Source organism: Sphingobium psychrophilum, from assembly GCF_012927105.1.
Classification (GTDB): domain Bacteria; phylum Pseudomonadota; class Alphaproteobacteria; order Sphingomonadales; family Sphingomonadaceae; genus Sphingobium; species Sphingobium psychrophilum.
Genome location: NZ_JABBFV010000030.1, coordinates 1 through 18,261 on the forward strand (window position 1 = coordinate 1; position 18,261 = coordinate 18,261).

At 64.1% G+C, this 18,261-nt stretch carries 16 protein-coding genes, 2 tRNA genes and 1 riboswitch; of the genes, 9 read left to right on the top strand and 9 right to left on the bottom strand.

Annotation, left to right across the window (positions count from 1 at the left end):
- Nucleotides 1–211: 211 nt before the first annotated feature.
- A tRNA-Met gene (locus HHL08_RS22830) sits at nt 212–288 on the top strand.
- Between the two features lie 176 nt (nt 289–464).
- On the opposite strand, the gene HHL08_RS22835 is transcribed toward HHL08_RS22830, so the two are convergent.
- Nucleotides 465–2,585: a prolyl oligopeptidase family serine peptidase gene (locus HHL08_RS22835; RefSeq protein ID WP_235955259.1), complete on the bottom strand. Its 2,121-nt coding sequence runs from the start codon at nt 2,583–2,585 to the stop codon at nt 465–467.
- On the bottom strand, nt 2,582–2,956 hold the full coding sequence (locus HHL08_RS22840) for a hypothetical protein (RefSeq protein WP_235955260.1): 375 nt from the start codon (nt 2,954–2,956) through the stop codon (nt 2,582–2,584). Before HHL08_RS22840 ends, HHL08_RS22835 begins: the two co-directional genes overlap by 4 nt.
- A riboswitch (TPP riboswitch) is annotated at nt 2,932–3,042 on the top strand. (Overlaps the previous gene by 25 nt.)
- Nucleotides 3,043–3,096: 54 nt before the next feature.
- Between HHL08_RS22840 and HHL08_RS22845 the strand changes: the two genes are divergently transcribed.
- From HHL08_RS22845 to HHL08_RS22865, 5 genes are all read left to right on the top strand, one after another.
- The gene (locus tag HHL08_RS22845; RefSeq protein ID WP_169575239.1) at nt 3,097–3,504 is read left to right on the top strand and encodes a DUF2065 family protein; all 408 of its coding nucleotides are present in this window, start codon (nt 3,097–3,099) and stop codon (nt 3,502–3,504) included.
- Nucleotides 3,505–3,515: 11 nt separating this feature from the next.
- The gene (gene thiC, locus HHL08_RS22850) at nt 3,516–5,411 is read left to right on the top strand and encodes a phosphomethylpyrimidine synthase ThiC (protein WP_169575240.1); all 1,896 of its coding nucleotides are present in this window, start codon (nt 3,516–3,518) and stop codon (nt 5,409–5,411) included.
- A 409-nt stretch (nt 5,412–5,820) separates the two neighbouring features.
- Nucleotides 5,821–6,048, top strand: coding sequence for an AbrB/MazE/SpoVT family DNA-binding domain-containing protein (locus tag HHL08_RS22855; RefSeq protein WP_169575241.1), 228 nt, complete (start codon nt 5,821–5,823; stop codon nt 6,046–6,048).
- Nucleotides 6,048–6,443 carry a type II toxin-antitoxin system death-on-curing family toxin gene (locus HHL08_RS22860; RefSeq protein WP_169575242.1) on the top strand — a complete coding sequence of 132 codons (396 nt, stop codon included), beginning with the start codon at nt 6,048–6,050 and terminating at the stop codon, nt 6,441–6,443. The genes HHL08_RS22855 and HHL08_RS22860 overlap by 1 nt, the downstream gene beginning before the upstream one ends.
- 47 nt (nt 6,444–6,490) lie before the next feature.
- The gene (locus tag HHL08_RS22865; protein WP_169575243.1) at nt 6,491–6,760 is read left to right on the top strand and encodes a LysR family transcriptional regulator; all 270 of its coding nucleotides are present in this window, start codon (nt 6,491–6,493) and stop codon (nt 6,758–6,760) included.
- A 204-nt stretch (nt 6,761–6,964) separates the two neighbouring features.
- On the opposite strand, the gene HHL08_RS22870 is transcribed toward HHL08_RS22865, so the two are convergent.
- Nucleotides 6,965–7,615 (bottom strand): DUF6891 domain-containing protein, encoded by a 651-nt coding sequence (locus HHL08_RS22870; RefSeq protein WP_235955261.1) that lies wholly within the window; start codon nt 7,613–7,615, stop codon nt 6,965–6,967.
- 226 nt (nt 7,616–7,841) lie between these two features.
- On the opposite strand from HHL08_RS22870, the gene HHL08_RS22875 reads away from it, so the two are divergent.
- The gene (locus HHL08_RS22875) at nt 7,842–9,686 is read left to right on the top strand and encodes an ABCB family ABC transporter ATP-binding protein/permease (RefSeq protein ID WP_169575245.1); all 1,845 of its coding nucleotides are present in this window, start codon (nt 7,842–7,844) and stop codon (nt 9,684–9,686) included.
- A 4-nt stretch (nt 9,687–9,690) separates the two neighbouring features.
- Here the strand turns inward: HHL08_RS22875 and HHL08_RS22880 are convergent, their stop codons facing one another.
- Together HHL08_RS22880 and HHL08_RS22885 are read right to left on the bottom strand one after the other, a co-directional pair.
- On the bottom strand, nt 9,691–10,086 hold the full coding sequence (locus HHL08_RS22880; protein WP_169575246.1) for an acyl-CoA thioesterase: 396 nt from the start codon (nt 10,084–10,086) through the stop codon (nt 9,691–9,693).
- Complete coding sequence (locus HHL08_RS22885) at nt 10,086–12,158, bottom strand: S9 family peptidase (RefSeq protein ID WP_169575247.1); 2,073 nt, start codon at nt 12,156–12,158, stop codon at nt 10,086–10,088. The genes HHL08_RS22880 and HHL08_RS22885 overlap by 1 nt, the downstream gene beginning before the upstream one ends.
- A 112-nt stretch (nt 12,159–12,270) precedes the next feature.
- Between HHL08_RS22885 and HHL08_RS22890 the strand changes: the two genes are divergently transcribed.
- On the top strand, nt 12,271–14,052 hold the full coding sequence (locus HHL08_RS22890; protein ID WP_169575248.1) for an aminopeptidase P family protein: 1,782 nt from the start codon (nt 12,271–12,273) through the stop codon (nt 14,050–14,052).
- A gap of 3 nt (nt 14,053–14,055) precedes the next feature.
- Here the strand turns inward: HHL08_RS22890 and HHL08_RS22895 are convergent, their stop codons facing one another.
- Nucleotides 14,056–14,196: a hypothetical protein gene (locus HHL08_RS22895; protein ID WP_169575249.1), complete on the bottom strand. Its 141-nt coding sequence runs from the start codon at nt 14,194–14,196 to the stop codon at nt 14,056–14,058.
- 123 nt (nt 14,197–14,319) lie between these two features.
- Between HHL08_RS22895 and HHL08_RS22900 the strand changes: the two genes are divergently transcribed.
- Nucleotides 14,320–14,394 (top strand) — tRNA-Thr (locus HHL08_RS22900).
- Nucleotides 14,395–14,425: 31 nt separating this feature from the next.
- Here the strand turns inward: HHL08_RS22900 and HHL08_RS26030 are convergent.
- The 3 genes from HHL08_RS26030 to HHL08_RS22915 all read right to left on the bottom strand — a co-directional run bounded on the left by HHL08_RS26030 (nt 14,426) and on the right by HHL08_RS22915 (nt 18,241).
- Nucleotides 14,426–14,668, bottom strand: coding sequence for a DUF1294 domain-containing protein (locus tag HHL08_RS26030; protein ID WP_328804743.1), 243 nt, complete (start codon nt 14,666–14,668; stop codon nt 14,426–14,428).
- Between the two features lie 31 nt (nt 14,669–14,699).
- On the bottom strand, nt 14,700–16,733 hold the full coding sequence (locus HHL08_RS22910; protein ID WP_169575269.1) for a TonB-dependent receptor: 2,034 nt from the start codon (nt 16,731–16,733) through the stop codon (nt 14,700–14,702).
- A gap of 107 nt (nt 16,734–16,840) precedes the next feature.
- Nucleotides 16,841–18,241 carry a porin family protein gene (locus HHL08_RS22915; RefSeq protein WP_169575251.1) on the bottom strand — a complete coding sequence of 467 codons (1,401 nt, stop codon included), beginning with the start codon at nt 18,239–18,241 and terminating at the stop codon, nt 16,841–16,843.
- Between the last annotated feature and the right edge of the window lie 20 nt (nt 18,242–18,261).

Sequence of the window (18,261 nt, forward strand, 5' to 3'; positions counted from 1 at the left end):
GCCGATGGTACTATTGCTCAAGCACTGGAAGAGTAGGGCGTCGCCAGGCATTGAAGCTCGCGCATATATCGGACACAAAAACCCATTCACAACGTCGCGGCTCGTACCAACGGGCCGTAGGCCTGCAAGGCCGAACGGCCGCCCTAGCTTATGCGAGGAAAGCCAAGGGAACGCATGTTCCCGCCGGCGCTTGAGGCCAAACAAACATTGGCGCGGGATGGAGCAGCCCGGTAGCTCGTCAGGCTCATAACCTGAAGGTCGTAGGTTCAAATCCTACTCCCGCAACCAACGTAAAGCGTTTAGCGAACGCAATGAGCTTAGGCTTTGCGTTGTCCCCGCGGAGGCGGGTACCCGGAACAATACACACAACCCCGCCCACAAAGCGGGGTTTTTTATCGCCTGCCCTTCTTCGCGCCATTAGCAAATGGAAAAGCGACCCATCCAGCCGCCTCTCCATCACCCCATCACCGGTCAGTCCCCTCCAACTGCCGGCTGAAATACACCATCTGCATCGCCTGCAAACGCGCACCCTGCGCGATGTCCGCGTCCCCACTATGCCCGCCGGCTATGTCCTCGTAAAAATAATAGGATAGCCCATAATCCTTCAGCCGCGCCGCAAATTTGCGCGCATGCTGCGGGCCGACACGGTCGTCCTTCGTCGTTGTCCAGATATAGGGCGTTGGATATTTCACGCCGCGGCGAATATTCGCATAAGGCGAAATCTTTTCCAGAAACGCCTTCTCCTCCGGCACCGATACGCTGCCATATTCGTCGACCCACGACGCGCCCGCTGCAATCTGCTCATAGCGGACCATGTCCAGCAAAGGCACCTGGATCGTGACTGCATTCCAAAGCTCGGGATGCTGATTGAACGCCACGCCCATCAAAAGCCCGCCATTGGACCCGCCATAGATGCCGAACTTGGCCGGGCTGGACAGTTTGCGCGCGAAGATATCCTGCGCCACCGCGGCGAAGTCGTCATAGATGATCTGCCGCTTGGTCTTCAGCCCCGCCTCATGCCAGGCCGGGCCGAACTCGCCGCCACCGCGGATATTGGCCAGCACGAAACTATGGCCCCGCTCCAACCACAGCTTGCCGGTGATCGCGGCATAGCTGGGCGTCATCGGAACCTCGAAGCCGCCATAAGCGGTCATGATGGTCGGCGTCGATCCATCCGCTTTCATGTTTTTGGCGTGGACAATGAAATAGGAGATTTTCGTTCCGTCGGTCGATATCGCCTCGAACTGATCGACCACCAACCCGTCGGCATCGAAGCGCGCAGGCATCGCCTTGACCTGTCGCGGCGCGGGGTTGGCGGCGTCCAGCGCCCAGAGCGTCGTCGGCGTCAGGAAGCCGGCAACCGACAGATAGGCCTTGTCGCTCTTGTCGCTGGCGGTCGCGATCGAGATGGTCGCATTGTCGGGCAGGGCGACCGGGGCCGTGGTCCACTTGTCCTTGCCCGGTGTCAGCACCAGCACCCGCCCGCGCACATTGTCGTTGATCGTCAGGATCACCCGATCCTTCGTCGCCGCCACGCCGTCGATCGACTGGCGCGCATTGGGCGCGAACAATATGTCGGGCTTCAGCGTAGCCCCGGATTGCAAGGCGGCGAGCGGCACCGCTGCCAGCGATCCCGCCGGCACGGTCACGCCGCCGCTGGTCCAGGCCTCGCTGGTCTGGATCAGCACCTGACCCTGCACCATGCCCTGCAACTGGCTCTTGGCGGGCAGCGGCAGTTTTTTCACCCCGCCATCCGTCACCAAATAGGTTTCGTTGCCGAAGAAAGTGACGCCGCGATACAGAAATACCGCGCGATTGCCCGCGCCATCGGACAGCAGCATCGGAAATGTCCCGACCTGATCGCTGGCCGCGCCGCGATAGATTTCCTGTGCTTCCGCCAGCGTCTGCCCGCGCTTCAATGTCTTCACCACGAACGGATAGCCCGACACGGTCATGCTGCCGGCTTGTTCATTGGCGCCCCAATCGCGGGCAAGCAGCAGCGTGTCCTTGTCCAGCCAGGCTTCATTCTGCTTGGAGGTCGGAATCGCAAACCCGCCCTCCACGAAGCGCCCCGTCACCAGGTCGAACTCGCGCAGGGTTACGGCATCCTCGCCGCCATCGGACAGGTTGATCAGCGCCAGCCGCTCGTCGGGGTCGAGAATGGTCGCGCCCTTCCACACCCATTTCTTGCCGTCGGCGCTCGACAGCGCATCCAGGTCCAGCACCGTCGTCCAATGCGGCGTATCGGTCGCGTAGTCGGCCTCGCTGGTATAGCGCCATATCCCCTGCTGATGATCGGCATCGCGCCAGAAATTATAGATGCGGCCATGGATCAGCATCGGCATGGCGATCCGGTCCTTGGCGGACGCTATGGCCAGCGCTTGCCTGAAATAACCGGCATAGCGCGGATCGCCCTGCAAGGTCGCGACCGTCGCCTTATTCTCGGCCTCCACCCATTGCATCGCGCGCGGGCCGGTCCAATCCTCCAGCCAGACGAAAGGATCGTCCGCAGGGACGGGGGCAGGGGGCGCGCCTGCGCCTGTCAACATCGCCGCAGTCACCAACAATAGCATCCTCTTTTTCATGACTCATCCCCCTCTGGCCGGCCCGTCCGTCCCTGCCGATAGCGCCGCCGCAACAGCGCGCCTGCGACCAGCAGGGGTAACGCACCCAGCATCAACAGGCTCCCGATGAAACTGGGCGACCAGCCCCACAGGCTGTGCATCCCAAAGGCGGAGGGCGCCATCACCAGCAGGAAGCCCAGCGTCAGCAGCCACAATCCCCAACGGCGCGGCCGCACCGCCACCATCCGCATCTCGTGCCGCCAGGCCTTGCGGCCCGCTTTGGTGGACAGATCGGGGCTAGACCGGTCGGAGGAAGGGTGATCGAACATATGGTGCTGGACCTTGTGGCCGTTCGTCCCTATCCTGTCTAGCATCCCCGGGGGACCGTCCATAGACGGTTGAGAGGTGGCTGATATGGCCACGACCCGTTGAACCTGATCTGGTTGAGACCGGCGTAGGGAGGGACGGCTTGTTGGACCAGCAGACCGCACCCGCCCGTCGCCCTTGTGAAGAGGCGAAGAAAGGCGGACCCATGGACACGATAAGCGTTCTAACGCTGCGCCTGGCGGAGATATTCGGCCTCTATATGATCGTCATCGGCCTGGGCGGCCTGGCCAGTCCGCAGCGCTGGCGCGCGATCATGGACGATCTCAACCGGTCGCCGGGACTGGTCGTCGCGCTGGGCTTCGCCGTCTTCGCGGTCGGCGCGACGCTGGTGCTGGTTCACAGCATCTGGACCGACCCGCTGTCCGTCATCGTCAGTCTGATCGGTTATGTCGCCCTGATCGAAGGCGCGACCCTGCTGGCCGTACCCGGTCCCCTGATCCGCATCGGCCACTGGTCAACCGGCTTCATCCGCACCTGGGCGCTGATCGCCCTGATACTCGGCCTCCTCCTCTTCCTCGCGGGCCTCACCGGCCGCGCCACATTTTCCGTCTGAAAGGTATCCTCATGGCAGATGTCCCCGCCCGCACCGAAATGCGCGTCACTACCGGCCCCATTCGCGGGTCGAAGAAGATCCACGTCGGCCCGCTCAAGATCGCGATGCGCGAAATCCATCTGGAACCGGGCAGCGGCGAGCCGCCGGTGCGCGTCTATGACACGTCCGGGCCTTACAGCGATCCGGACGCCCGCATCGACATCATGGCTGGCCTGCCCCAGCTGCGCCGCGACTGGATCATGGCGCGCGGCGATGTGGAAGAATATGACGCGCGCGCAATCAAACCGGAGGATAATGGCCTCAAGGGGCCAGATCGCTCAGGCGGCGTCCAGCCCTTCCCGAACCTGGTCAAGCGCCCGCTGCGCGCCAAGCCCGGCGCGAATGTCAGCCAGATGCACTATGCCCGCCGCGGCATCATCACCCCGGAAATGGAATATGTGGCTGAGCGCGAAAATCTCGGCCGCGCCCGCCTCGCTGAATATGTCCGCGACGGCGAGAGCTTTGGCGCGTCCATCCCCGACTATGTGACGCCGGAATTTGTGCGCGACGAAATCGCCCGCGGCCGCGCCATCATCCCCAATAATATCAACCACCCCGAATCCGAACCGATGGCGATCGGCCGTAATTTCCTGGTCAAGATCAACGCCAATATCGGCAACAGCGCCGTCGCCTCCGACGTCGCGTCCGAAGTCGACAAGCTGGTCTGGTCGATCCGCTGGGGCGCGGATACCGTCATGGACCTGTCCACCGGCCGCAACATCCACGACACCCGCGAATGGATCATCCGCAACTCGCCCGTCCCGATCGGCACCGTCCCCATCTACCAGGCGCTGGAAAAGGTCGGCGGCGTCGCCGAAGACCTGACCTGGGAGATTTTCCGCGACACGCTGATCGAGCAGGCGGAGCAGGGCGTCGATTATTTCACCATCCATGCCGGCGTCCGCTTGGCGTACATCCCGATGGCGGCCAGGCGCGTCACCGGCATCGTCTCGCGCGGCGGCTCGATCATGGCGAAATGGTGCCTCGCTCATCACAAGGAGAGCTTCCTCTACGAGCATTTCGACGACATCACGGAGATCATGAAGGCCTATGACATCGCCTATTCGCTGGGCGACGGCCTGCGCCCCGGATCGATCGCCGACGCCAATGACGAAGCGCAATTCTCCGAACTCTACACGCTGGGCGAACTGACCCACCGCGCCTGGAAACAGGATGTTCAGGTGATGATCGAAGGGCCGGGCCATGTCCCCATGCACAAGATCAAGGAGAATATGGACAAGCAGTTGCAGGTCTGCGGCGAAGCGCCCTTCTATACATTGGGGCCGCTCACCACCGACATCGCGCCGGGCTATGACCATATCACGTCGGGCATCGGCGCGGCGATGATCGGCTGGTACGGCACGGCGATGCTTTGCTACGTCACGCCCAAGGAGCATCTGGGCCTGCCCGACCGCGACGATGTGAAGGTCGGCGTCGTCACCTACAAGCTCGCCGCCCACGCCGCCGATCTGGCCAAGGGCCATCCGGCCGCCAGGGTCCGCGACGATGCGCTCAGCCGCGCCCGCTTCGAATTCCGCTGGCGCGACCAGTTCAACCTCAGCCTCGACCCCGAAACGGCCGAACAATATCACGACCAGACGCTCCCGGCCGAAGGCGCGAAAAGCGCGCATTTCTGCTCGATGTGCGGCCCCAAATTCTGCTCGATGCAAATCAGCCAGGAAGTCCGCGACTTCGCCGCCAAGCAGAACCAGAATGTCGAAGGCTTCATCGCCACCGGCCCCACCGGCGCAGAAACCGCCGCCGCCAGCAAGGCCGCCGCGCTCAAGGGCATGGAAGAAATGAGCAAGGTCTTCAAGGACAGCGGCAGCGAGCTGTATATGGGCGCTGGCGGCAGAGAGCATGATTGAAGTGAACCGCCGATGATCCGAACTTGGTTGGGTGAGCTGTTTGAACGGTTCACCCGCAAAGCTCCGGTGAAGCGGGGCTACAAGCCGCTGCCGCCGCACCCGGCTAACGTGCAGGGCACCTTCTATGTTGAGGATGGGTGCTGCATATCCTGTGGTGTATGGTAGGATGTGGCACCAGACCTTTTGGCATGGCTGCCGGATGGATCATATTCCCATTGCTATGTCGCACGGCAGCCTGAAACGGACGAAGAATTGTCGCGAATGATGGATGCGATGCATGTCGGCGAAGTTGACTGCATCCGAGCCCGCAATTGCCGACCGGACTGGGCGGAACTGCTTCGTAATGCCGGGCTGGGTGATCAGATCGACCCCGATTGAGGACCGGCGCAAGGCATGTTATAACCCCCGTATGAACATGCCTCTTAAAATCACGAAGATCGGCAACAGCGCCGGGGTGATCCTGCCTAAGGAGTTGCTGGCGCATCTCAACGCAGCCGCCGGGGACAGCCTGTCCGTCGTCGTCACCCCGCGCGGGATCGAGCTTTCGGCTGCGGAACCGGACTTCGACGCCCAGATGGCGGCCGCACGGGATGTGATGGCGCGGCGCAAACGGGCGCTGCGCGAACTCGCCAAATAATGACGCGGCAAAACTGGGTCTGGGTCAGGCTGGCCGTGGCGGAGGCCGCCCATGCCGAACAGATTGCCGAACATGGCGGCGGTGGCGATGCCCTGCGCGATCGCGGGCTGTTTGAAAGCGCCATGGCCCGGTCCGAAAATCTGGCAGCCTATGGCGCGCGGGACGCGGCCGCGCTGGCCGCCGCCTATGCCTATGGCCTCGCGCGCAACCATCCATTCGTCGATGGCAACAAGCGGATCGCGGCGGTGGTCAGCGAAACTTTCCTACTGCTGAACGGCTATAGCCTGGATGCGACCGACGCCGAATTGGTCGTCGCTTTTCTCGACCTGGCGGCGGGTTCGCTTTCGGAAGAAGACCTGGCCGACTGGTTCCGCCAGCATCTCCGCCCCGCCTGAATACTATTTGCTTCCAATGTAGGATTTCGTCTGGTTTATCCTGTCGGATGGAACAGCAACCCGCATCCCCCACCGCCCGCGCGCACTGGACTCCGGCCCGGCAGCGCCTCTTCCTTACCACCCTGTTCGAATGTGGCAGCGTCGCTCGCGCGGCGCGCGCGGCGGGCATGTCGCCATCCAGCGCGCATCGCCTGCGGCGTCGGCTGGCCGGCACCGCCTTCGACCGGGACTGGAGCCACGCGCTGACGCTCCATGCCCGCGCCATGGCCGATCCGATTGCCGGCCATCTCCACCCGCACGCTTCGGCGCGTGGCTGACGCATGTCCAGGGCGGGACAGACGCGCGATCGTCACTCAACGGGCGCGTCGGCCGCGCGTTGCGGGTCGGGCCGCTGTCGCGTCGCCGACACTTATCGGTGGCGCGGCAGGCGCGTCGCAGACGCAAAGCCGGCGCAATCGGCCCGAAAAGGCCGACAACGGTGTGAACTTCGGACTGGGACTATGCCGTCGCGCCGCCCGCGATCAACTCTCCAGCACGCGCACGCTGCGCCGCTTCTTCCAGTCCAGCGTCACGCCGATCCGCTGCTCCAGCCGGCCGTCCCATCCGGTTCTCAGCCCCTGCGCCTCCAGCGCGGCGACGATGCGATGGCCCATGGCGACCGCGGCCTCCTCGCCCTGCTCGCACGCGCCATAGTTCAGATAGAGGCCATGGCCCTCCACCGCGGACTCGGTGTCCTGCATGTGGAAAAAGGCATAGCCTTCCACCGCCACGCCCTCCTCCTGCGCGGCCTCGATCTCGTCCCAGATCTCGGTCGCGCCGCATGTGCCGCAGCAAGTGAAATTCTGCCGTGCGACCACGCCCTGTTCGTCCAGCACGGCGAAGGCGGCGTCCAGCCGGTCGCAATCGGTGGTGTCGGACCAGCCCTGTTCGGCGGCGCGATGCTCGGCCAGCGCCACGCGCAACGCCGCCGACGCCTCGACCCGCAACAGCGGCCGGGGCAACTCCTCCTCGAACATGTCGTTCGCGTTGGTCAATATCGCGTCGTCGTCGAAAAAGCCGCCCGCGACGTCCCGCCGCACCAGGTCGCGCAGCGCGACGACCGGATCGTAACTGGCCTCCAATGCGGGCTGCGGCGCTTTGCGTTCCGGGCGATCGGCTTTGTTTCCGAACATCCGATTCCATAATGACCCGAACATGCGCCTGCCTTGCCTCCTGCGATGCGCCTCGACGCGGCCATCATGCCCCGCGTCGCTGCAAAGGAAAAGGGGGCAGGCGTCGCTTTGTTCCGATCGGGTGTTCCGTCGTCAGGGTGCTGGCGTCAGGGCGCTGGTTCGATCAGCAGGTTCGCCATGTGCCGATCCCATTGGATTGCCGCGCCAAAGCGCCTACATGCGGCCAATGCCCCCCGATACCGCTTCTTCCGCGCCGATCCCGCCCGTCTGGGCGACCTTGCGCCGCTTCCTCCCCTATCTCTGGCCTGCGGACTCGGCCGCGCTGCGCCGCCGGGTCGCGCTCGCCATGGGGCTGGTTCTGCTGGCAAAGGCCGTCAGCCTCGCCATGCCCTTCGCCTACAAGGCCGCGATCGACCGGATGGCACCGGGGCTGGAGCCGGCCGTCGGCCTCGCCATGGCGCTGGTCGCGGTCTATGCGGGCGCACGGTTCAGCAGCGTGTTGTTCGACAACCTGCGCAACGCCGTATTCGAAAAGGTCGGGCAGGAGGCCGGACGGCGGCTGGCGGACGATGTGTTCGTCCATCTCCACCGCCTCTCGTTGCGTTTCCATCTCGACCGCCGCACTGGCGCGGTTACGAAGATTGTGGAGCGGGGCACCAAGAGCATCGACACGATGCTCTATTTCCTGCTGTTCAACATTGCGCCCACCATCTTGGAACTGGTCGCGGTCTGCGCCATCTTCTTCGTCAAGTTCGGCCCTGGCCTGGTCGTCGCGACGCTGGTCATGGTGGCGCTCTATATCGGCTTCACCCGAACCGTCACCGAATGGCGCAACCAGTTGCGCCGCGACATGGTGGACATGGACACTAATGCCGTCGCCCATGCCGTCGATAGCCTGCTCAATTTCGAGACGGTGAAATATTTCGGCGCCGAACAGCGCGAAGCGACCCGCTACGGCACGTCGATGCGCCGCTATGCCCAGGCCGCGGTCAAGAGCGAGAACAGCTTGGCCTGGCTCAATATCGGCCAATCGCTCATCACCAACCTGATGATGGCGGGCGCCATGGCCTATACCGTCTGGGGCTGGAGCAAGGGGCAGTTCACCACCGGCGACGTGGTGCTGGTCAATACGCTTCTGTCCCAGCTGTTCCGCCCGCTCGACCTGCTTGGCATGGTCTATCGCACCATCCGCCAGGGGCTGATCGATATGGAAGCGATGTACAAGCTGATCGACACGCCGCAGGAAATCGCCGACGCGCCCGGCGCGGCCGATCTTCAGGCACGCGGCGGAGAAGTGCGCTTCGACCATGTCCGCTTCGGCTACGACCCGGAACGCGAAATCCTGCACGATGTCAGCTTCACCGTGCCGGCTGGCAAGACGCTGGCGATCGTCGGCCCGTCCGGCGCGGGCAAGTCCACCATCGCCCGCATCCTGTTCCGCTTCTACGACATTCAGAGCGGCCAGGTGTCGATCGACGGCCAGGACATCGCACAGATCACGCAACAGTCGCTGCGCGCCGCGATCGGCATCGTGCCGCAGGACATGGTGCTGTTCAACGACACGGTCGGCTATAATATCGGATATGGCCGCGAAGGCGCGAGCCAACAGGAGATCGAGGCTGCGGCGAAAGCCGCGTCGATCCACGACTTCATTCTCAGCCTGCCCAAGGGCTATGATACCCGCGTCGGCGAACGCGGCCTCAAATTGTCGGGCGGTGAAAAGCAGCGCGTCGCCATTGCCCGAACCCTGCTGAAAGACCCGCCGGTGCTGGTGCTGGACGAAGCGACCAGCGCGCTCGACAGCCGCACCGAAACGGAGATCCAGACCGTGCTGCGCGACATCAGCCGCAAGCGCACGACCCTGGTCGTGGCGCACCGCCTGTCGACCGTGGTCGATGCGGACGAGATCATCGTGCTGGACAAGGGCGTGATCGTCGAACGCGGCCGCCATGCCGATTTGGTCCGCGCCGACGGCCTCTACGCCCTGATGTGGAACCGCCAGGCGGCGGAGCGGGAGGAGATGCCAAGCGAGCCGGGCATCGAGGATATGTTCGAGGTGGTGACGCCCTGACCCGTCAATCGATGAAGTTCGCCGCCACCTCTGTCGGCACACGCAATATGCGCCCCGTCGCCTTGTCGATGATCGCCCAGGTGGATTTGGCGGCGACCTTGACCTTGCCGTCCTTACCGGTGAATTCGATCAGCCGATCGAACCGCGCGCCCCGTGGCGGCTCTGCAATCCAGGTCCGGGCCGTCACCGTCTCGCCTTGCGTCACATTGCCGCGATAGTCGATTTCATGCCGGGTCACGACCCATATATAGGCGTCGATATGGGCCGGATCGGCATCCCGTTCCCAATGCTCGACCGACACCTGCTCCATCCACTGGACCCACACGGCATTGTTCACATGACCCAATATGTCGATATGCGCGGGCAGGGCGGTGAAGGTCTTGGTGAAGGATGCGGCCACTATCCCTCGACCCCCAGCTGCCACAGGATGAAGGCGAACTCCTCGGCCGTTTCATGCAGGCTTTCGAACCGGCCGGACTTGCCGCCATGGCCAGCGCCCATATTGGTCTTGAGCAGCAGGATATTGTCGTCGGTCTTGGTCGCGCGCAGCTTCGCCACCCATTTGGCCGGCTCCCAATAAGTGACGCGCGGATCGTTCAGCCCCGCCGTCACCATCATCGGCGGATAGGCCTGCGCCGTGACATGGGTATAGGGATCATAGGACCGGATCGTGTGGAACGCAGCCTCATCCTTGATCGGATTGCCCCATTCGGGCCATTCGCCCGGCGTCAGCGGCAATGTCTCGTCCAGCATGGTGTTGAGCACATCGACGAACGGCACATGCGCCACTACCGCGCCCCACAGGTCGGGATCGGAATTGACCACCGCGCCCATCAACTCGCCGCCGGCCGACCCGCCCGAAATGCTGATCCTGCCCTTGGACGTATAGCCAAGGTCGATTAGCCCCTTCGCCACGTCCACGAAATCGCTGAACGTGTTGACCCGCTTGTCCAGCTTCCCATCCAGATACCATTGCTGGCCCAGATCGTCGCCCCCGCGAATATGCGCCAGGGCAAAGGCAAAGCCGCGATCTAGCAGCGAAAGCCGGCTGGTCGAAAAGCCCGGTTCCATCGCCAGCCCATAGGCGCCATAGCCATAGAGATGCAGCGGCGCGCTGCCGTCGCGGGGCAGGTCGGCGGGATAGACGATCGACACCGGCACCTGCGTCCCGTCGCGCGCGGTGATCATCAGCCGCTCGGTGGCGTAGCGGCTGGCGTCATAGCCCGACGGGATTTCCTGCATCTTGAGGACATCCAGCACCCCGGTCGCCAGATCATAATCGTAGATGGTGTCGGGCGTGACCATCGATTCATAACCGATGCGCAGCTTCGTGACATCATATTCAGGATTGTCATCGAGCGACGCCGAATAGCTGGCTTCGGGGAAGGGGATGCGTTTCGGGCTATGCGTCGCATAATCGCGCAGCTCGATCTGGTCGAGCCCATCCTGCCGTCCTTCGGTGACGTAAAAGCCCTTGAACAGGGTGAAATCCGTCAGGTAGAAATGATCGTCGGGCGCAATCACTTCCGCCCACTGGTCGGGCGCGTCCAGCGTCGCCTTCACCAGCCGGAAATTGGGATGGGTATCGTTGGTCTTGATGTAGAGCGTGCCCTCATGCTCATCGACATCATATTCGCGGCCGGGCTTGCGCGCCGCGACCAGTAAAGGCTTGGCCGTGGGGTCGTCGGACGGGATCAGCCAGGCTTCGCTGGTGACATGGTCGCCGGTCGCGATGACGATCCATTTTTCGGAGGAAGTGAGGCCGATCGAAACGCGGAACCCCTCGTCATCCTCATGGAACAGCTCGACGTCGCTCGCTACATCCTGGCCCAGCCAGTGCAGTCGGGCATTGTCGGTGCGCCAATTTTCGTTGGCCAGGCCATAGAGCAGCCCCTTGCTGTCCGCGGTCCACACCAGCGACGACAGCGTGTCGGGGATCACTTCGGGCAATATTTCGCCGGAAAACAGATCCTTGATCCGCGCTTCGAACCGCTCCGACCCATTGGTGTCGATCGCATAGGCGAGATAGCGGCCGTCCGGGCTGACCGACATCGCGCCCAGCCGGAAATATTCATGCCCGTCGGCCAGTGCCGGTTCGTCCAGTATCAGATGATCGTCGCCACCTGCGACAGGCTTACGATACCATTTGCGATATTGCGCCCCGGTTTCGAAGGCGCGCCAATAGATATAGTCGCCATCCTTCTGCGGCACCGACTGGTCGTCTTCCTTGATCCGCCCCTTCATTTCCGCAAACAGCGTGTCGAGCAGGGGCTTGTGCGGCGCCATCGCCCCGTCGAACCAGGCGTTCTCCGCCTCCAGATAGGCCAGCACTTGCCTGTCCTGAACATCGGGATAATTGGGATCGCGCAGCCATGCGTAAGGATCATTCACCGTGACACCGTGAAGGATGAAACTATGCGCACGGTGCTCGGCGACGGGGGGCAGAAGGGCGGGCTGCATTTGATCGGTCATTAACTATCCATGGTCCAGACGAGGTCATGCGCTGGAATAAGCGCGCGTACCCCTCTATGTTGTCGGCATGATGGCCGATGCAAGAGGCCCGACATGATCCAAGGGAATAGTGATGTCCAGTTATGAAGACCGCCTGAAGGCCCTGCGCGCGCAACTGGTGCGTCAGACGCTCGATGGTTTCGTGGTGCCGCTGACCGACGAGCATATGAGCGAATATGTCGGCGCCTATGCGCAGCGGCTCGCCTGGCTGACCGGGTTCCAGGGGTCGGCGGGCAGCGCCGTGGTGTTGCCGGAGGAGGCCGCGATCTTCGTCGACGGCCGCTACACGCTGCAAGTGCGCGAGCAGGTGGACGGCGCCCATTGGCAATATGAAAGCGTGCCCCAGACCTCGATCGCCGCCTGGCTCAAGGACCATGCCGGGCAGGGCGCGCGGATCGGCTACGACCCCTGGCTCCACACCCGCGCCTGGGCGGAACAGGCGACGCAGGCGCTGGCGGAGAAGGGCGCGGAACTGGTCGCGGTAGACACCAACCCGGTCGACGCCATCTGGCCCGATCGCCCGGCGCGCAGCGATGCCAAGCTGGTCGTGCATGACGATCGCTTTGCGGGGCAGTCGGCAGCCGAAAAGCGCGCCGCCATGGCCGACTGGCTGACGGAGAAAAAGGCCGATGCCGTGGTGCTGTCGGCGCTCGATTCGATCGCCTGGACCTTCAACATCCGTGGCAAGGATGTGGAGCGCACGCCCGTCGCGCTCGCCTATGCCGTCGTCCATGCCGATGCGACCGCCGACCTCTATGTCGCGCTGGAAAAGATGGACGAAGCGGTCGCCCAGCATCTGGGCAATGCGGTGCGTGTCATGGACGGTGTGAACTTCGCCGCTGCGCTCCAGGATTTCGCCGGCAAGACCGTCATCGCCGACCCCGAACGGGCGGTCGCCGCGATCTTCACCGGATTGGACCAGGGCGGCGCGACCGTGCTGTCGCTGCGCGACCCGGCCGTGCTGGCCAAGGCGATCAAGAACGCCACCGAAATCGCCGGGCACAAGGCGGCGCAGGCCCGCGACGGCGCGGCGCTCAGCCGCTTCCTCCACTGGGTTTCGGTCGAAGCGCCCAAAGGCGGTCTGACCGAACTCTCCGCCTCCGACCGGCTGGAGGCGTTCCGCCAGGATACCGGCCTGCTCGAAGACCTGTCCTTCGACACGATCAGCGGCGCGGGACCGAACGGCGCGGTCGTCCACTATCGCGCCGAGGAAAAGACCAACCGTCCGATCGAAACCGGCACGCTCTATCTGGTCGATTCAGGCGGCCAGTATCGCGACGGCACCACCGATGTCACCCGCACGCTGGCAATCGGCACGCCCACGCAAGAAATGCGCCGCCGCTTTACGTTAGTCCTTAAGGGCCATGTCGCGCTCGCCCGCGCCGTCTTTCCGAAGGGGACGCGCGGCGGCCAGCTTGACGTGCTCGCCCGCCAATATCTCTGGGCCGAGGGGCTGGATTACGCCCATGGCACTGGCCATGGCGTCGGCAGCTTCCTGTCGGTGCATGAAGGACCGCAGCGCATCGCCACCTTCGGCGGCGGCGACGAGCCGTTGGTGGCGGGCATGATCCTGTCCAACGAGCCGGGCTATTATAAGACCGGCGAGTACGGCATCCGCATCGAAAATCTGGTGCTGGTCGAGGAACGCGCAGTCCCCGGCGCGGAAAAAGATATGCTCGGCTTCGAGACGCTGACCTTCGCCCCGATCGACCGCGCCCTCATCGCCACCGACCTGCTGAGCGGCGACGAGCGCGCCTGGGTCGACGCCTATCATGCAGGGGTGCTGGACGTGATCGGCCCGCAACTGGAGGGTGATGCGCTCGCCTGGCTCAAGGCGGCCTGCGCGCCGCTTTAAGGGTCAGTCCTTGGTTTCTGCTGCGGGAGGGGGCGACGTGGCCCCCTCCCGCGAAGCCTCCCGCGTCTGGGCCTTGCGCCGGCGCAGATTGTCGCGCAGCGCCTGCGCCAGCCTTGTCTTTTTCTCGTCCTGCGTTTCAGCCATGAACGCGCTTAAGCAAAATGCGCCATCGGCCGCAACCCGCCTTGACATCGGACCGGGGGGCGGCCATAGGCCCGGCCTCCAAAGCGCGAACAGCGCCAAGGCGACGAAATGATGAAATAGAGTGCTGCTGTAGCTCAGTGGTAGAGCGCGTCATTGGTAATGACGAGGTCGGGAGTTCAATCCTCCCCAGCAGCACCATTTCTCCCCCCCCCCCCCCGACATTGGATTGTCAAAGCATCGCCCAAATGGCGACGCTTGTCGCCTGGGCCGCGACGATCAGCCACAACAGGGTCGAGAAGGGTTGCTTCCGCGTCTTGTGGTGAAAAAAGCGCCGACCGGCCAGCGCGCCTGCCGATCCGCCCGCCAGCACCCATAGTAGCAGCATGCGTTCGGACAAGCGGCGCAGGCCCAGCCGCGCGCGCCGCTTGTCCATACCAAACAGGGCGAAGGCGATCAGGTTCGCCAGCAGCAAAGCCGTAAGGAGCAGCGTCGCCGGAATTGCGTCAGCCGCCGAAACTGACGCCGATCCAGAGCGTTCGCGGCGTCCCCAGATCCATCGATCCGCCGGCATTGCGGGTCACGACCGTCTCGTCGAACAGATTCTCGCCCCGCGCCACCAGGCTGACGCCATGGCCGATCGGCAGGCGCGCGACCGCGTCCAGCGTCAACGCATCGGGCAATATGTCGCTTTGCAGATCGTCCTCATATTGTTTGGCGACATAACGCAATGTGGTCGACAGCGACGGGCCGGAAGCGGGGCTATAGGCGACCGTGGCGCTGGCCGCATGGCGCGGGCTTTGCGCCGGCGTGAAGCCGTTAAACGCGGCGCCGGGCGCACGGACGGTGCTGTGGCTATAGGCGTAGGAGGCCGACAGACGGATATCGCCCAGCGCCGCCGCCGCGGTCAGTTCGACCCCCTTGGCGACGATGCGATCGACATTCTGGCGCTTGCGCAAGTTGGCGATCAACGGATCAGTCACATTGGCGATCGCGTCGTCCAGCCGGTTGTAGAAGGCGGTGGCGGACAGGGTGACGCCGGCCAGCGGGGTCAGGTCGATCCCGGCCTCCACGCCCTTCAGCTTTTCGGGGCGCAGTGCGGCATTGGCCTCCGTCCTGATCGGGAAGACCACAAATGGCCGGTAGAGTTCGTTGAGCGTCGGCAGGCGGAAGCCGCTATAGGCCGCCGCTCGCAGCGCGACGGCGTTGCTGGCGCGATAGAGCGCGCCGACCCGGCCGGACAATTCCCAGTCCGAACGATCGGCAAAGGCACCGCTCGTCGCGGCACTCGTCGTCGCATTGACCTCCTGGTAGAAGCCGTTGCGGATCGACCAGCGATCGCCCCGCACGCCGCCGGTCAGCACCAGTTTCCCGCCAAGACCTTCTGGCGTCCAGTCATCCTCGGCAAAGACGCCGGTCGTCCACTGGTCGCCACCGGCATGGCGCAGGAAGGTGCGCGGGTTGGCCGCGATATTGGCGTTGAAAGCATCCTCATACATGTCGCCGGTGGCGAAGCGGGTATCGACCCCCAGCCGCAGCACATGGTCCGGGCCGACCGGCGGCCGGATTTCGATCTTGCCGCCGATCCCGGTGGACGGCGTGTTGCGCTGGTCCAGCGACTTGCGGAACGTGGAGGAAGAGATGACGATGTTGGAGAAGTTGCGCGCCTGGATATAGGCCAGCGCATCCACCTGCCACGCGCCGCGATTGATGTAGCGGATGCTGGCGTCCTGCCCCTGGCTCATGCTGTCCGCCCCGGCGAAGCGCAGCGTGCGATTATCCTCGAACAGGGTGGCGCGGAATTGCAGTTCCGACGTGGCGGATATCGGCGCGACAGCGCGCAGGTTGGTAGACCAGCCGTCATAGGCGGCCGGCACGGTGGCGGCGACGCGCTGGTCCTTGGGCGTGGTCTGAAACCCGTCGCCCCGGTCCCAACGGGCCGACAGCGAGACATAGCCGCCGCCCAGATCCTGGGTCAGGCCTGCGGAAACTTCGGTCGAATCGCGGCTGCCGTAAAAAGCGCTGGCGGAAAAATCGGGCAGTTGCGCGCGCGTCGCGCTGGCCAGTTCGATCGTGCCGGCGACCGCGCCCGCGCCGAACGCGCCGATGCCGCCGCCGCGGGTAACGCGCACGACGGACAGGCGTTCGGGCACCAGCGCGCTGAATGGAATATAGCCGAAAAACGGATCGGCAATCGGCACGCCGTCGAGCAGCACCAAGGTCCGGCTGGACGCATTGCCGCCCAGCGCGCGCAGCGTCGCGCCTTGGTTGGAGGGGTTGGATGATCGGCTGTCCGACCGGCGGAATTGCTGGAAGCCCGCGACGTCGGCCAGCACGCTTTCGATCCGCCCTGACGCGCTGTCCAGCAGTCGCTGCCGGTCGATCACCACCGACCCATAGGCCGGCGTGCCGGGGGGCAGGTCCAGCCCCGCGCCGGTGACGATGATCTGTGACGCCTCGCCCGGCGCATCATCGGGCGCCTGGGCGAAAGCCAGCGTCGGAACGGACAATAAGATAGCGTGCAATATGACAGTCTTCATGGCGATCCCCTCGACGCCCCTCTCCTTATTTTCCATGCCTTTTGCAAACGGAAAGGGGCCACATCCTTGTAAGATGCAGCCCCCGCCCCGTGACATTGTTCCTTCGGTCAGAAGAAGAGGATCGCCCCTGCCGCAACGGCGCTGGAGGTGGCTTCGTTGCCGTTATGCGCCTGCGAATTGCTGCGCACATATTCACCCAGCAGCGTGACCCAGCTGTTGAGGCCGTAGCGGACCTGTCCGACCCAGCTGCTATTCTTGTCGACCAGCGTCGGGTTGGCCAGCGCATCGGCGATATTGGCATAGTCGAGATTGCTCTCGCCATAGCTGCCACCGACCGAGAATTTACCGAAGGTCGCCAGCCCCTGCAAATAGAAGCCATGGCTGTCGCGCTTGTTGCCCAGCCCATCGGTGTCGAACAGGTTGAGCGCGGTGGTGCCAAGGCCCGATGCGTCATAATAGGTGCCGACGACCGTGACCGGCCCGAAAGTGACCTTCGCGCCCGCGTCCCAGCCCCAGCCGGTATAGTCGGGGCCGACATCGACATTATGCTTCTGCGTCACGCCCGATACCCACAGCCGGGTACCGACATCGCCGAACTTGCCATCATAGACGAACTTCGCCTGGAAACCGGGCTGCTTGTTGGTTTCGGCCGGGCCAGTCAACGAAGAGAGCGGCTCGAAAATGCCGACGCTGGCGGTAAAGCCGCTGAAATTGGGCGTGGTGTAGGTGATTTGCGGCTGGAAGTCGGTGTAGATATATCCGGTGCCGATGCGGCCTAGCGTGGTGTTGGACGGGGCGACATTGCCCGCAGGCGTGCCTGACGACAGCAGGGTGATGTCGTTCAGGATCGCTTCCGACGCAAACAGGCCGATGTCGCGACCGATCTTCACCTCACCAAAGCCGGCGCGGCCGAAGGTCAGGTAGGTCTGGCGGAAATCGATACCCGCGGTCTGCAACGCGCGGGGATTACCGGCGCTATTGGCGCCGCCGCCGGCCGCATAATTGACCGAGTTGATGCCCGGATACATGCCGAAATGGGCGCCCACGTCCCATCCGTCCAGGCTGGTCGAGGCCTCCACCTTCAGGAAGCCGGGGAGCAGGCCGTTGCGCACGGCCGATGTGCTGCCGCCCACGGTTGCGACCCCGCCTGTCACCGCCGTCGTGGCGCTGGGCGTATCGCCATTGTCATGGACGTAGAAGCCATTGACCGAGCCGGAGAATTTCAGCGTTACGTCGCCCATTTGCAGGCCGATGCCGCTTTGGGTCATCCGCACGAACCCGGCGCCGCCCGATGCGTCCGGCGTCACCGCCGGGGCAGGGGCGGCCGCGACCTGCGCCGCCTCGGCGGTCTGGCCCTTCGACAGTTCCTGATATTCGTCGTCGGTCAGGATGCCTTTTTCGTGCAGCCGCTTCAGCAAATCCGCGGTGGTTCCGGCCATGGCCGGTGCTGCGGTGGCGGCGAGCATCAATGCTCCAGCCGCGCTCATCAGGCGCAACGTCCCCTTCATATCATCCTCCCTGCATAACG

Excerpts from the sequence above, each read along its gene's own strand:
- HHL08_RS22835 (WP_235955259.1), bottom strand. The coding sequence starts at position 2,585 with ATGAAAAAGAGGATGCTATTGTTGGTGACTGCGGCGATGTTGACAGGC.
- HHL08_RS22840 (WP_235955260.1), bottom strand. The coding sequence starts at position 2,956 with ATGGACGGTCCCCCGGGGATGCTAGACAGGATAGGGACGAACGGCCAC.
- HHL08_RS22845 (WP_169575239.1), top strand. The coding sequence starts at position 3,097 with ATGGACACGATAAGCGTTCTAACGCTGCGCCTGGCGGAGATATTCGGC.
- HHL08_RS22915 (WP_169575251.1), bottom strand. The coding sequence starts at position 18,241 with ATGAAGGGGACGTTGCGCCTGATGAGCGCGGCTGGAGCATTGATGCTC.
- HHL08_RS22875 (WP_169575245.1), top strand. The coding sequence starts at position 7,842 with ATGCCCCCCGATACCGCTTCTTCCGCGCCGATCCCGCCCGTCTGGGCG.
- HHL08_RS22895 (WP_169575249.1), bottom strand. The coding sequence starts at position 14,196 with ATGGCTGAAACGCAGGACGAGAAAAAGACAAGGCTGGCGCAGGCGCTG.
- HHL08_RS22870 (WP_235955261.1), bottom strand. The coding sequence starts at position 7,615 with ATGTTCGGAAACAAAGCCGATCGCCCGGAACGCAAAGCGCCGCAGCCC.
- HHL08_RS22855 (WP_169575241.1), top strand. The coding sequence starts at position 5,821 with ATGAACATGCCTCTTAAAATCACGAAGATCGGCAACAGCGCCGGGGTG.
- HHL08_RS22910 (WP_169575269.1), bottom strand. The coding sequence starts at position 16,733 with ATGAAGACTGTCATATTGCACGCTATCTTATTGTCCGTTCCGACGCTG.
- HHL08_RS22885 (WP_169575247.1), bottom strand. The coding sequence starts at position 12,158 with ATGACCGATCAAATGCAGCCCGCCCTTCTGCCCCCCGTCGCCGAGCAC.
- HHL08_RS22860 (WP_169575242.1), top strand. The coding sequence starts at position 6,048 with ATGACGCGGCAAAACTGGGTCTGGGTCAGGCTGGCCGTGGCGGAGGCC.
- HHL08_RS22890 (WP_169575248.1), top strand. The coding sequence starts at position 12,271 with ATGTCCAGTTATGAAGACCGCCTGAAGGCCCTGCGCGCGCAACTGGTG.
- thiC (WP_169575240.1), top strand. The coding sequence starts at position 3,516 with ATGGCAGATGTCCCCGCCCGCACCGAAATGCGCGTCACTACCGGCCCC.
- HHL08_RS22865 (WP_169575243.1), top strand. The coding sequence starts at position 6,491 with ATGGAACAGCAACCCGCATCCCCCACCGCCCGCGCGCACTGGACTCCG.